This window comes from Phenylobacterium sp. (genome assembly GCF_020402505.1).
Classification (GTDB): Bacteria; Pseudomonadota; Alphaproteobacteria; order Caulobacterales; family Caulobacteraceae; genus Phenylobacterium.
This window is the reverse complement of the sequence record NZ_JADBZL010000121.1, coordinates 1-12,957: the sequence shown is the minus strand read 5'-3', so window position 1 is coordinate 12,957 and position 12,957 is coordinate 1. Positions and strand designations below refer to the sequence as shown.

Annotated in this window: 10 protein-coding genes; 5 read left to right on the top strand and 5 right to left on the bottom strand. The window is 67.5% G+C overall.

Going from position 1 to position 12,957, the window contains the following annotated elements:
* Positions 1–11: 11 nt before the first annotated feature.
* The gene (locus IM632_RS08875; RefSeq protein ID WP_296480278.1) at positions 12–1,331 is read right to left on the bottom strand and encodes a diguanylate cyclase; all 1,320 of its coding nucleotides are present in this window, start codon (positions 1,329–1,331) and stop codon (positions 12–14) included.
* Positions 1,332–1,432: 101 nt separating this feature from the next.
* On the opposite strand from IM632_RS08875, the gene IM632_RS08870 reads away from it, so the two are divergent.
* Together IM632_RS08870 and IM632_RS08865 are read left to right on the top strand one after the other, a co-directional pair.
* The gene (locus tag IM632_RS08870) at positions 1,433–2,209 is read left to right on the top strand and encodes an SDR family NAD(P)-dependent oxidoreductase (protein ID WP_296497549.1); all 777 of its coding nucleotides are present in this window, start codon (positions 1,433–1,435) and stop codon (positions 2,207–2,209) included.
* Positions 2,210–2,268: 59 nt separating this feature from the next.
* Positions 2,269–3,402, top strand: coding sequence for a CaiB/BaiF CoA-transferase family protein (locus IM632_RS08865; RefSeq protein WP_296518244.1), 1,134 nt, complete (start codon positions 2,269–2,271; stop codon positions 3,400–3,402).
* Positions 3,403–3,552: 150 nt separating this feature from the next.
* On the opposite strand, the gene IM632_RS08860 is transcribed toward IM632_RS08865, so the two are convergent.
* The 3 genes from IM632_RS08860 to IM632_RS08850 are packed head-to-tail and all read right to left on the bottom strand — an operon-like array spanning position 3,553 to position 7,338.
* On the bottom strand, positions 3,553–3,792 hold the full coding sequence (locus IM632_RS08860; RefSeq protein WP_296552245.1) for a sulfurtransferase TusA family protein: 240 nt from the start codon (positions 3,790–3,792) through the stop codon (positions 3,553–3,555).
* Positions 3,789–5,729: a peptidase M61 gene (locus tag IM632_RS08855; RefSeq protein WP_296482725.1), complete on the bottom strand. Its 1,941-nt coding sequence runs from the start codon at positions 5,727–5,729 to the stop codon at positions 3,789–3,791. Before IM632_RS08855 ends, IM632_RS08860 begins: the two co-directional genes overlap by 4 nt.
* Before the next feature lie 4 nt (positions 5,730–5,733).
* Positions 5,734–7,338 carry a class I adenylate-forming enzyme family protein gene (locus IM632_RS08850; RefSeq protein WP_296518242.1) on the bottom strand — a complete coding sequence of 535 codons (1,605 nt, stop codon included), beginning with the start codon at positions 7,336–7,338 and terminating at the stop codon, positions 5,734–5,736.
* A 342-nt stretch (positions 7,339–7,680) separates the two neighbouring features.
* On the opposite strand from IM632_RS08850, the gene IM632_RS08845 reads away from it, so the two are divergent.
* Positions 7,681–9,537: an alkyl sulfatase dimerization domain-containing protein gene (locus IM632_RS08845; RefSeq protein WP_296552242.1), complete on the top strand. Its 1,857-nt coding sequence runs from the start codon at positions 7,681–7,683 to the stop codon at positions 9,535–9,537.
* 3 nt (positions 9,538–9,540) lie between these two features.
* Here IM632_RS08845 and IM632_RS08840 read toward each other — a convergent pair whose 3' ends face one another.
* Positions 9,541–11,085: an acyl-CoA synthetase gene (locus IM632_RS08840; protein ID WP_296497560.1), complete on the bottom strand. Its 1,545-nt coding sequence runs from the start codon at positions 11,083–11,085 to the stop codon at positions 9,541–9,543.
* Between the two features lie 147 nt (positions 11,086–11,232).
* On the opposite strand from IM632_RS08840, the gene IM632_RS08835 reads away from it, so the two are divergent.
* Positions 11,233–12,204 (top strand): oxidoreductase, encoded by a 972-nt coding sequence (locus IM632_RS08835; protein ID WP_296479773.1) that lies wholly within the window; start codon positions 11,233–11,235, stop codon positions 12,202–12,204.
* Between the two features lie 123 nt (positions 12,205–12,327).
* Positions 12,328–12,957: peroxidase family protein (locus tag IM632_RS08830; RefSeq protein ID WP_366817485.1), on the top strand; the 630-nt coding region annotated here is incomplete at its 3' end.

Genomic DNA, 12,957 nt, shown 5'->3' with positions numbered 1-12,957 from the left:
ATCCGGTTCGGTCAGACCCCGCCGCGAGACATCTCCGACGCCAGCTCCAGCGCCCTTTCGACCTGGGAGGGATCCTGGACTTCCACTGTCCCGATGTCGAACTCCAGTCCGAACGGTGGTCGCCCTTCCCCGCCGTCGAAAGCCGTGCGGCTGATCACGGCGGCGATCCGCTCGGCGACAGTCTTGGCGACGTCTTCCGGCGTCGCCGGAAGGGCTACGGCGAAACGGTCCGGACCCAGACGCGCCCCGGAGTCCTCCACACGGATGAGCCGCGAGACCATGGAGCCCAGTTGAGGAAAGGCCTTTTCAAGCCAGCCGGTCTGCCGGGCTTCTGCGATGCCTTCCGTCTCCCGGACCCGAAGAACGCACAGGCTGAGCGGGCGGTTACGGATCGGGGCCGAGCAGGCGAGCCGGCTCAGATGGCGGGAAAACAGCTCGGGCGTGAAGAGCCCGGTCTCGGGGTCCATCACCCGCAGGGACCGTGCGGCCTCGAGGGCCGAACGGATCCGGGCCTGGCGGCGAAAGCTACGGGCCAACTCAAGGGCTCTCCAGGCCGTCTCCGGCTCTGGCGTCTCCGGGGAAGCCACGTCCGATACGCCGCGCCCATAGGCTTCGGCCGCCGTAATGCCGTCCAAGGACTTCAGGTAAAGCAGGGTGGGAATGTGGAAGAGGCGGCTGTTCCTGCGCATCCCGCCGGCGATCGCCATGGCGCTGTCTGCCGCGTCTCCGCCCCAGAGGACAACCGTGTCGAATTCCGTCTCATGAAGGAAGTCGAAGGCGGAGTAACTTGTCGGGGCGCCGACCACATGCGCGCCCAGGGCCTCAAGGGAGTTGGAGAGCCCGAGGAACTGCGGCGTTGGTTCTCCGACGGCAAGCAGCCGGAGGGGCGAATCCATGATCTCGACATCGCCCGGCGTGACGCCAGCCTGCCTGAAAGTCTCCTGCCGCAGCCGGTACTCCTCTTCCGCCGCTGCCGTCCGCAAAAGGCTGTCGAGCCGATTGGCGACCTGGGCGGGATGGACCGGACTGGCGAGGCGCAGGTCGAAGTCCTCTGAGGGCGCAGCGGCCCTGTCGCCTCCCACGGCGATGATCGGAATCCTCCGCGGGGCGGCCAAGGCGCGAAGGCGACGGGCCAGTGTCTCTGCTTCTTCCCAGCCGTCGATAAGGTCAATGATCGCCGCCTCGACACCCAGATCCGAAAGGGCGGCCTCTGCTGCGTAGGGACCCCGGGCGGTGACAGTGCGCCAGCCGGCCTCGTCCAGTCCTTCGGACAACGGGCCGGCCATATCATCCTTCTGGGCCGCAATCAGGACACGAGCCTGCAGATCCATGAAATCCTGACCCGAAAAATGAGGGGCGACACGCACTCGCGCGTGGCGATAGATAGTGGTGAATCGGGGGCGTTGGACAGCCCGTTTTCAAGGAGACGGCCGTGGCGGGAGTGCTTGCAGGTCAGACCGCCATAATCACCGGAGCTTCCGGTGGCCTGGGAGGTCACTTCGCGCGGCTGCTGGCGTCTGAGGGCGCGGCTGTGGCCCTGACGGCCCGCCGGATTGACATGGTCGAGACGCTGGCGGGGGAGATTGCGGGCGTCGGCGGAAAGGCCATGGCGCTGCGACTTGATGTGGCCCAGGCGGAGACGATCGCGCCTGTGTTCGGAGAGATCGAGGCCGCCCTGGGACCGGTGTCCATCCTGATAAACAATGCCGGTGTGGGAGGTGAGGGCCTGGCGATAGACCTCTCCATCGATGAATGGGACCGGACCTTCGCCGTGAATACCCGAGGCGTCTTCTTCGCCGCCCAGGCCGCCGCCAGGCTGATGATGGCCAATGGCGCTGCGGACCGGGCGGAGGCGAGGATCGTCAACATCGCCTCCGTCGCCAGCCACACCGTCCTGCCCGGCCTCTCCGCCTACAACGCCTCCAAGGCCGCGACAGCAATGCTCACCCGGAGCCTGGCCCGCGAGTGGTCCCGCCGTGGGATCGCGGTGAACGCCCTTTGCCCGGGCTATATCGAGACTGACATCAACAGTTTCTGGTGGGGAACCGAAGGCGGCCAGAAGCAGCTCAAGCGCTTCCCGCGGCGCCGGTTGATGGAGGCCGCTGACCTGGACGCGGCCTTCCTGATGCTGTGCGGTCCCGCCGCCCGGGCCATCGCAGGTAGCCTCATCACCATCGACGACGGCCAGTCGCTCCCCGGCGGCGGGTGAACTTGCCTGACCCGGCGTCACAGGGACAAAGTCGAAACACAAAACTGAGGGAGACAGACATGCGCCAGGGACCTCTGACGGGCCTGAAGATCATCGAGTTCGCCGGGATCGGGCCCGGTCCCTTCTGCGGAATGCTTCTTTCCGACCTTGGCGCCGACGTGGTGCGGATCGACCGGAAGGGGCAGGGGCGCGGCAGTCCTGCCGACATCACCGCCCGCGGTCGGCGGTCTGTGGGACTGGATCTCAAGAACCCCGCCGCTATCGAGACCTGCCTCAGGCTCTTCGAGACCGCAGACGTCGTCTTCGAGGGCTTCCGGCCGGGCGTCATGGAACGCCTTGGCCTGGGTCCGGACGTGGCGCTCAAGCGGAACCCGAAGCTGGTCTATGGCCGGATGACCGGATGGGGTCAGTTTGGACCTTACGCCCAGGCGGCCGGCCACGACATGAACTACATCGCCATCACCGGGGCGCTGCACGCCATCGGCACAGAGGACAAGCCCGTCCCGCCGCTGAACCTGGTGGGCGACTTCGGGGGCGGCGCCCTCTACCTGGCCTTCGGCATCCTGGCCGGGGTGATCAAGGCGCGGGAGACCGGCGAGGGGCAAGTCATTGACTGCGCCATGAGCGATGGCGCCGCATCGCTGATGGCCATGTTCTACGGCTTCAAGGCCTCGGGCGCCTGGACGGAAAGCCGGCGGTCGAACCTGCTGGACGGCGGCGCGCACTTCTATGACACCTACCAGTGTTCTGATGGAAAGTGGGTTTCGATTGGCTCCATCGAGCCTCAGTTCTACGCGCTTCTCCTTGAAAAGACGGGGATTTCAGACCCTGCCTTCAAGTCTCAGATGGATCGCAGCGCCTGGCCGGATCTGAAGGCCAAACTCGCCGCCGTGATCGCCACCAAGACCCAGTCCGAATGGTGCGCCCTGATGGAAGCCACGGACGTCTGCTTCGCCCCGGTCCTGGACCTCGATGAAGCGCCGAAGCATGCGCACAACGTGGCGCGCCAGACCTTCGTTGAGGTGGCGGGCGTGACACAGCCTGCGCCGGCGCCGAGGTTTTCAAAGACGCCGGGAGCCATTCAGGGTCCGCCGCCGTCGATCGGGGCGCATGACCAGCAGGCGCTGAAGGACTGGGGCTTCTCGGATGCGGACCTCGCCGCCTTGCGGGGGAACGGGGCCCTGAACGGTTAGGCTGTCGCCCTTGCCAGGCCCTCCACGCCGCCTTCGGCTCGGTCACAGCAGGGGTGCTCCTCCTGCTCTGACTCTCCTGGTCCGCGCCGGGGATGTGGTCGGCAGGACCGTCGCCACTGCGGGTGAAGCCTGGCTGGAGTGCGCCTCGGCTCAGACCTGAGCGTGTCGCACGCGGAAGGTCAGGACACCGGCGGTCTCGGTCGCCTCGATCAGCTCCGCGCCGGCTTCTCGGACAAAATGCGGCACATCGATCCGCGCCATGGGATCATTCGCGACCAGCCGGACCACACGCCCCTGGGCGACCTCGAGGGCGCGGCGTAATCTCAGGGTGGGCACCGGACAGTGATGCCCCCTGGCGTCCACCAGTAGATCTTCGCCAGCGTCAGTCACGGTCGCGGCGCTAGGATGTCCCCGAGGCGATCCGGCGTTCCCGCAATCCGTTCCAGCCGCGGGTAACGCAGTCCGCCGCTCCAGGGGATCGATACGGTTCGGAAACGATCGCCCGTGCGAAGCAGGAGATCGACCTTCCCGGTCGTGCGGGCCTCCGTTACGGCGGTGCGGAGGCGGTCCGCGGACCAGGCCCGGCCATTGACCGCCACGAGCCTGTTGCCCGTAGCCAGTCCGGCCTTGAAGGCGGGTCCATCCCACATGACGCTCGTCAGGTCTCCGTCGCGGTTCACGACGAGGCCAAGCGAATAGGTCAGGTCGGTGATCTTCCGGTCGGCCTCATCGGCGCTGAAAAAGGCTGTGGGCGTCTCGGAGTAGACCAGCTTCCACCCGCCCCGTTCAAGTCCGTCCAGGGGCGGGCGCGCGGCGACTTCGTCGACACGCGTCCGGAGGTACCCGGTCCAGTCCATCGGCACGAGCTGGTTCAGGGTTTCGATCACATCGTCGAAGCGATAGGTCAGGACGCCCCAGTCCCCATCGTTCATTCCGAAGAAGGCTCGGGCGAAGTCGTCCAGCGACGTCCTTCCCCCGCTCTTCTCGCGGAGCAGGGTGTCCACCTCGAGCCAGATCAGCTGTCCCTCGGAGTAATAATCCTCGCTGCGCTGCCAGCTGACCCAGGGCAGGGGGCGTCGATTGGCGATGATCGGGTCGTTGGTGGTGTCCGCAAGGGGCCGCCAGGTCCGGCCGATCCGGTTCTGATAGGCGGCGGCGGTCATGGCCAGTGCGTCCAGGGAGTCCTGGCGGCTGACCAGTCCGGAACGGGCCGCGAGGACATGCCCCCAATACTGGGTCTGACCCTCATAGACCCAGAGCAGGCTGTCGCGCATCGGCGTGTTGAAGGTCGGAGTCCAGAGCTCGGCGGGACGGCGATACTTGCCGTTCCAGGAGTGAGTGTACTCATGGGGCAAGAGGTCGCGCTCGGGGGCGGTCCGCTCCCAGGCGGTGAAGTAGTCAGGAGACACTGAATTCTCGCTGGAGCGATGATGTTCGAGGCCGATGCCGCCCAGTTCATCCGTGAGGGCGAGGAGAAAGTCGTAGCGATCGAAGTGCCGGGCCCCGAAGAGGCGGTCAGCCTGGATCACGAGGTTCCGGTGGGCCTGCAGCTGCTCGGGAGTCATCTCCAGGCTGGCGGGCTCGTCTGCGACCATGTTGAGGACGACCGGCGACCGGTCGCCGGGGTCGAGGTCCACTCGCTTGAACCAGCGGCCCGCAAACATGGGTGAGTCGACCAGGGTCTCGAAACTCACGGGCTTGAAGGTGACGAGGTCGTCCCGGTTCGAAGCGGTGTCCAGTGCGACCCCGTAGCCCCAGCCCTCGGGCAACCGGATGCTGGCCTCGATGGGGATCCGCCGTGTGAACCAGCCCGCCGGATAGAGGGCGACGCTGTTCCACTGAACGTTCATCATGGCGGGTGTCATGACGGTGCGCCCCTGGCCACTGGTGAGGGCGGAAACGAACTGGAATTCCAGCTCCAGGGAGCGGGCGCCCGGGGGCGGATCCACGTGGAAGGCCGCGATCTCGACAGTGTCCCGTCGCCAGGGAACCTGGCGACCTCCGGAGGTAATCTTCAGGCCCGTCAGGTGCTCCACCTGTGCGAACGGCCGGTGTCGCCCTGGCAGCCACTGGGGATAAAGCAGGGTGACCGGCCCGGGTCCGGCCAGGGGCACGCTCTGGCGGACCCGGAAGATCCGACGTTCCAGGTCGGTGGCGTCCACCTGGAGCCTCAGGATCCCGGGATAGGTCTCGTCCTTCGCCGCAACAATCGGTGGCGGGAGGGGTTCGGGCCGGGGCAGGGAGCGCTGTCCCGGCGCCGCCAGAGCTCCCCCCGCACCCAGGACCAGAGCAAGGAGCGCAGCGACGCCTGGAACACGCCAGATCATGGGGTCAGCCTGCGTCTTCGAGCTTCAGCGTATCCCTCAGCTCGCGCTTCAGGAACTTCCCGCTGGCGTTTCGGGGCAGGGCCTCTTCGCGGATCCAGATGTACCGTGGCGCCTTGTGTTTGGCGGCGATGGAGGTGCAGTGCGCGCGGAGCTCGTCGGGCGTGACCGAGTGCCCGGGCCGGAGTACGACGGCCACCCCGACTTCCTCGCCCAGCCGCTCGTCCGGTACGCCGAAGACAGAGCACTCCGCCACGGCTTGATGCCTGTACAGGTTGGCCTCCACCTCGGCGCAGTAGATGTTCTCGCCGCCTCGCAGCACCATGTCCTTCTTGCGGTCGACGATATAGATGAAGCCGTCCTCGTCCATCCGGGCGATGTCGCCGGTGTGCAGCCAGCCGTCGGTGATGGTCTCGGCGGTGGCCTCGGGCCGGTTGATGTAGCCCTTGATCACCGGGGAGCCTCGGACCCAGAGTTCGCCCACCTGCCCGAGCGGGACGGTGTTGCCCTCGTCATCAACGCAGCGCGCCTCGAAGGCGGGCATGGCCGGGCCGGCGCTGTCCGGGCGATCGACGAAGAAGTCGGCAGCGATGGCGGTGATGATGCCGCAGGTCTCGGTCATGCCGTATCCGGTGTTCGGGCGGGCGGTCTTCACCTGGGAATCGATCTTATGGACGAGGTCCGGCGGCACCTGGGCCCCGCCACCCCCGAGGCTGAGCAGGCTGGAGGTATCGCGCCTGGCGAAATCGGGATGGGTCAGGACCTCCCGCGCCATGGTCGGCACGCCGCTCATTGAGGTGACCTTCTCGGCCTCGATGATCCGCAGGGCCTCGCCGGCATCCCACTTGTACATCAGGACTATGGTTCCGCCCGCCGCCGTCGTCGCGTAGGCGCCGCAGTTGTTGGCCGTGACGTGGAAGAGAGGGGTGGTCAGGAGGGCGACCGGGACGGGGATCGGGGCATTGGGATCCGGCGCCACGCCTGTGGCGCGTTGGGTGGCCAGGGTCTGGGCCTGGCCCGAGAACATCATGTTGAAGAGATTGGCCACGCACCCCCGGTGGGTCAGCTGTGCGCCCTTGGGGAAGCCCGTCGTACCCGAGGTGTAGAAGATGCACGCGTCATCGTCCGGGTCGATTTCGGCGGCGGGCATATCGCCGCCCTTCGCAATGACCTCCGACCAGGGCGTGTAGCCCTTTGTCGTCGGCGCCCGCACCGAGACAAGCGTCACGCCGGCCACCATGTCGGGCTTCTCTGCGATCCGCGCCATTCGCTCGGGATCGACGAAGGCGACCTTCGGCTGGGCGTCCTTGAAGCCGTAAGACATCTCTTCGGCCGTCCACCAGGCGTTCATGCCGACGACGGTTACGCCGATTGAGACGCAGGCCCAGTAGATCAGCATCCATTCCGGGAAGTTCCGCATGGCGATGGCGACGCGGTCGCCCCGCTTTACGCCATGCGCGACGAGCCAGTTGGCGATGCTGGCGACCAGACGGTGCGCCTCGCCGTAGGTGATGCGTTCATCCTCGTAAACAAGGTAGGTGCGGTCGGCGAACGCGGCCGTGGAGAGCCAGACGGCGCGGATATTGGGCGGCGCATTCTTGTAGACGCGCAAGGGGGCCCCACGGACCTCCTGAACGACGATTTCGAAAGGGGCGCCCGGCGCGGTCAGTTCGTCCCAGGTTTTCTTCAGTTCCTGATAATGCAACTCGTCTCTCCTCCCAGGGGGCGTGGCGCGATCCCGGCCTTCGACCCGTCACGACCCATATGGCGCCCCGACCGCGAAAAGGGAACCGTCGCGCGGAGCCGTAAATCAGAGGCGTGGCGGTTTCTCGCGCCGGGTTGAGGCGAGGCCGATTGTCCAGGGAAGGAGACGCCCCGCCGCAGGACCGAAGGGTCGTGCAAGGCTTGGCCTTGGGCGATGCGGGGGCTAAGGGGCGGACCAGGAGAACCGACCATGACCAGCCTCGATCGCAAGGACGCCAGCCCCGCAACCCGCGCTGCTCTCGCGGCCGCCCGGGCGAGCCTTCCCCCGGACGATGGCGGGGATTTCCGCCTCGCCGACCGGGGCTTCATCGCCTCCATTCCCGACGCCGACATCCCGGGCGCCTGGAGCCTCAAGCCCTACGACTTCCTGGGAGGGGAGGCCACGCCGACCGTCCATCCCGCCCTCTGGCGGCAGGCCCAGCTCAACATGCGGCATGGCCTCTTCGAGGTGACCCCCGGCGTCTATCAGGTGCGCGGCTTTGACATCTCCACCGTCACCTTCGTGGAGGGCGAGCGGGGCTATATCGTCATCGACCCCCTGACCTCCGCCGCGCCGGCCCGCACGGCCCTGGAGCTGATGCGCACCCACCGCGGCGACCGGCCGGTGACGGCGGTCATCTACACCCACAGCCACGTCGACCATTACGGCGGCATTCTCGGCGTGGTCTCGCCGGAGGAGATCGCTGCGGGCATGCCCATCATCGCGCCCGAGGGCTTCCTGAAGGAGGCGGTGAGCGAGAACGTCCTCGCCGGCAACGCCATGAGCCGGCGGGCGACCTACATGTACGGCGCCCTCCTGCCCAAGGACGCCCGAGGCCACGTGGACTCCGGACTTGGCAAGGGCGTTTCCGGGGGCAAGGTCGCCCTTGTCCCGCCCACCGTCTCGATTGCGCGCACGGGCGAGCGGCTGGTGGTCGACGGGGTTGAGATCGTCTTCCAGGTCACGCCGGACGCCGAGGCGCCGGCCGAGATGAACTTCTTCTTCCCGAAGTTCCGCGCCCTCTGCATGGCCGAGAACTGCACCTGCCACCTGCACAACATCTACACCCCTCGGGGCGCCCAGGTACGGGATTCCAAGTCCTGGAGCCGTTACATCGACGAGGCGCGGGACCTGTTCGGCGCGGACTCCGACGTGATGTTCGCCAGCCATCACTGGCCGCGCTGGGGCGGAGCCGAGATCGACGTCTTCCTGCGCAAGCAGCGCGACCTCTACAAGTTCATCCACGACCAGACCCTGCGCTTGGCCAATCACGGCCTGAACGCGCCCGAGATCGCCGAGGTCCTGCGCCTGCCGCCGACCCTGGCCTCGGAGTGGTACACGCGCGGCTTCTACGGAACGGTCAGCCACAACGCCAAGGCGGTCTACCAGCGCTACCTGGGCTGGTTCGACGGCAACCCGGCGCACCTGAACCCGCATCCGCCGGTCGAGGCGGGGAGGCGCTACGTGAAGGCGATCGGCGGGCCCGACGCCGTTCTCGCCGAGGCCCGTCGGGCCCAGGCCGAGGGGGACTACCGCTGGGGCGCGGAGGTCCTGAACCACCTGGTCTTCGCAGACCCGGGCAACGCCGAGGCGCGGAACCTCCAGGCCGACCTCCTCGAGCAGATGGGCTACCAGTCGGAGTCCGGTCCCTGGCGGGACTTCTACCTGACCGGCGCCCAGGAGCTGCGGACCCCCATCCCGGCGTCGGACAAGCCCCGGCAGGCGACGGGGACCCAGCTGCGCAACCTGCCCGCCGAAAGCCTGCTCGACAGCCTTTCCGTGCGCCTGAACGGCGAGGCCGCCGGCGACATGGAGCTGGACCTCACCCTGTGCTTCCCGGACGGGGAGGGGACCTTCACCCTGCGCGTCGAGAACGCGGTCCTGCACCACAGGGACGGGGAGGGCGCGCCGGAGGTCTCGCTGAGCCGGGACCAGCTGATCGACCTGGTGCTGGGCGCCGGCGAGCTCGGGGACGTGGCGTCCGGCCAACCGGGCGAGGCCGCCCTGGGCCGTCTCCTGTCGGTGCTGGACCGGTTCGACCTCTGGTTCGGGATCGTGACCCCCTGAGGCTCAGATCCGGCGCTCGCGGCCTTCCCACCAGGGCTCGCGCAGCTTGCGTTTGAAGATCTTGCCGGAGTCCTCGCGGGGCAGGGCGGCGCTGAATTGCACCTCGCGGGGGACCTTGAAGCCGGCCAGCTGGCCCCGGATCCACAGTTTGACATCCTGCGGGTCGATCTCCTGTCCCTCCTGGGGCTGGACCACGGCGCAGAGGGCCTCGCCGAACTCCTCGTCCGGAATGCCGAAGACCGCGCAGTCGGCCACGCCGGGCATCTTCAGGAGGATGGCCTCGATCTCGGCGGGATAGATGTTGACCCCGCCGCTGATCACCATGTCGGAGCTGCGGTCGCACAGGTGCAGGAAGCCGTCGGCGTCGAAATAGCCGATGTCGCCTGGCGAGATCAGGCCGAACTTCTCCGCCCGCCGGCGCTTGGCGTCGTCGCCATGATAGGTGAAGTCGACGGATCCGAGATTGCGCCCCAGAACCTCGCCGGGAACCCCCACGGGGCAGTCGTTCCCCTCCTCGTCCACCACCCGGACGATGGTGTTGGGCATTGGCCGGCCCACCGTCCCGGGATGGGCAAGCCACTCCTCGGCGGTGCAGAAGGTCACGTTCCCCATCTCCGTGGAGCCGTAGTACTCGTTGATGACCGGGCCCCACCACTCGATCATCTCGCGCTTGACGGACGGCGAGACGGGCGCAGCGGCGTGGGCTACGAAGCGCAGGGACGACAGGTCGTAGCGGTCCCGCACCGACTGGGGCAGCTTGACCAGCCGGTTGAACATGACCGGCGCCATGTTCAGGTGGGTGATGCGCTTGTCCTGGATCAGGGCCAGCAGGGCCTCGGGGTCGAACCGCGGCATGACCGAGACATTGGCGCCGATATTCACCGAGACATTGGCGTGGGCGTTGGGCGCCGAATGGTAGATGGGCCCGACCACCGCCGTCACGATCTCCCCGGGTCGGTCGATCCAGTCGGCGTAGCCGTAGGAACGCAGGAGCATGGACATGGAGGCCTGGGCCTGTTCCTCGGTGGCGGCCCCGCGCTTGACCCCCTTGGGCCGGCCCGTTGTTCCCGAAGTGTAGATGATGACGCTCGGCGCCCGCCGCGCCTCTCCGGACCAGGGCGGGAAGCCCTCCAGCCAGGCGCCCCACTCGAGATCGCCTGGCGCGACTTCGCCCGCCGAGGGCGCCAGGCCGTAGGCGGCGCAGACCTCGGGGGGCGTGCGGACGCTGACGATCCTCACGCCTTCCGGAATGGCCGGGCGGAGATTGGCGAGAAGGTCAGCGTGGATCACCAGGACCCCGGCCCCGCAGTCGCGCAGGACATAGTCCGCCTCGTCGAGGGTGCAGTGCCAATTCACCGCCACCGGGAAGGCCCCAAGAATGCCGGCCCCCTGCACGACCTCGAAGAAGGCGAATTCATTGCGCAGGCAGAAGGCGACGGCGTCGCCTTCCCGGACGCCCAGGCTTTCCAATCCGGACGCGGCGCGCTGGGCGCGCTCCCGGATGGCCTCAGCGGTCGTCTCGCGCGCACCGCACCACAGCTTTCCCATGGCTCGTCCTCCCTTTTGCGAGATGCAACCACGCGCCGGACGCGGTGAAAAGGCCATGACGAAGCGATCATGCCGGGACGGGACGGGATGGACCCCGGGCAACCGCCGTGCGAAGTTCCACTGCGCTGTTGTTAGGGCGGACCTGTCATGTCGAACCGCATCACCTCCTCTTTCGGAACCTTTTCCACCGCCCGGGAGGTGGTCGCAGGGCGGGATCTGACCGGTCGCACCGCCCTCGTCACGGGCGCCGCGACGGGCATAGGGATCGAAACCGCCCGGGCCCTGGCGGAGGCCGGCGCCGACGTGGTCATCGCTGCGCGCAAGCCCGATCTCGCCGCTGCGGCCGCCGCCGACATCAACCGGACCGCCCGGGGCCCGGGCGCCCGGTTCGAGATGCTCGACCTCTCCAGCCTCGCATCCATCCGCGCCCTGGCCGCACGCTGGGGCGAGACGCCTCTCGATCTCCTGATCAACAATGCCGGGGTCATGGCCTGCCCCCTGTCCCGGACCGAAGACGGGCTGGAGATGCAGATCGGGACCAATCACTTCGGGCACTTCCTGCTGGGAGTCCTTCTGGCCCCCGCCCTTGAAGCCGGGGCTCGGGCGTCCGGCAGCTTCTCCAGGCTGGTGAGCCTGTCGTCCATAGGCCACCGGCGTTCCGGCATTAACTGGGACGACCCCAACTACCTGACCCGTCCCTACGAGAAGTGGGAAGGCTACGGCCAGGCCAAGACCGCGAATAGCCTGTTCGCCGTCGGCTTCCACAAGCGGTTCGCCAACCGCGGCGTGACCGCCAACGCCGTGATGCCGGGCGGGATCATGACCCCCCTCCAGCGGCACATGGCGCGCGAGGAAATGGTCGCCATGGGCTGGATCGACGCCGAGACCGGCGCGATCCGCCAAGGATTCAAGACCCCGGAACAAGGCGCTTCCACCAGCATATGGGCCGCCGTCGGCCCGGAGCTCGAGGGGGTCGGTGGGCTTTACCTCGAGAACTGCGCCCAGGCTGAACCCTGGACGGCCGAGGCGCCCTATGTCGGCGTCATGCCCTACGCCCTGGACCCCGAGGACGCCGACAGGCTCTGGGACCTGTCCCGCGAGATCACGGGCGCCTGGTGAGGAGTCTTCATCGAGCCGGGCGATCATGTTTATGAAAACAATCGATTTGCCCGATAGGGCGCCGCTCCCTACCTAGGTCACATGACGCCCCGGTCCCCCGCGGCGCGAGCAAAGGGAAGCGACATGTCCTCTTCTGAAGGCAAGTGCCCGTTCGGCCATGGCGGCCGGACCACAGCGAAGATCCAGTCCAACGCGGACTGGTGGCCCAACCGGCTCAACCTGAAGATCCTCAGCCAGCAGTCGGCGAAGACCGACCCGATGGATCCGGACTTCGACTACGCCAAGGCGTTCCAGAAGCTCGACCTGGCGGCGGTCAAAAAGGACCTCCACGCCCTGATGACCGACTCCAAGGACTGGTGGCCCGCAGACTGGGGTCACTACGGCCCGCTTTTCATCCGGATGACCTGGCACAGCGCCGGCACCTACCGGATCTCCGACGGCCGTGGCGGCGGCGGTACGGGCAATCAGCGGTTCGCACCGATCAACTCCTGGCCGGACAACGGCAACCTCGACAAGGCCCGTCGCCTGCTGTGGCCCATCAAGAAGAAGTACGGGAACAGCCTGTCCTGGGCCGACCTGATGATCCTGGCCGGCAATGTCGCCCTGGAGTCCATGGGCTTCAAGACCTTCGGCTTCGCCGGCGGCCGGGCCGACATCTGGGAGCCCGAGGAGGACATCAACTGGGGCCCGGAGGCCGAGTGGCTGGGCGACAACCGCTATTCTGGCGACCGTGAGCTGGCCCAGCCCCTGGGG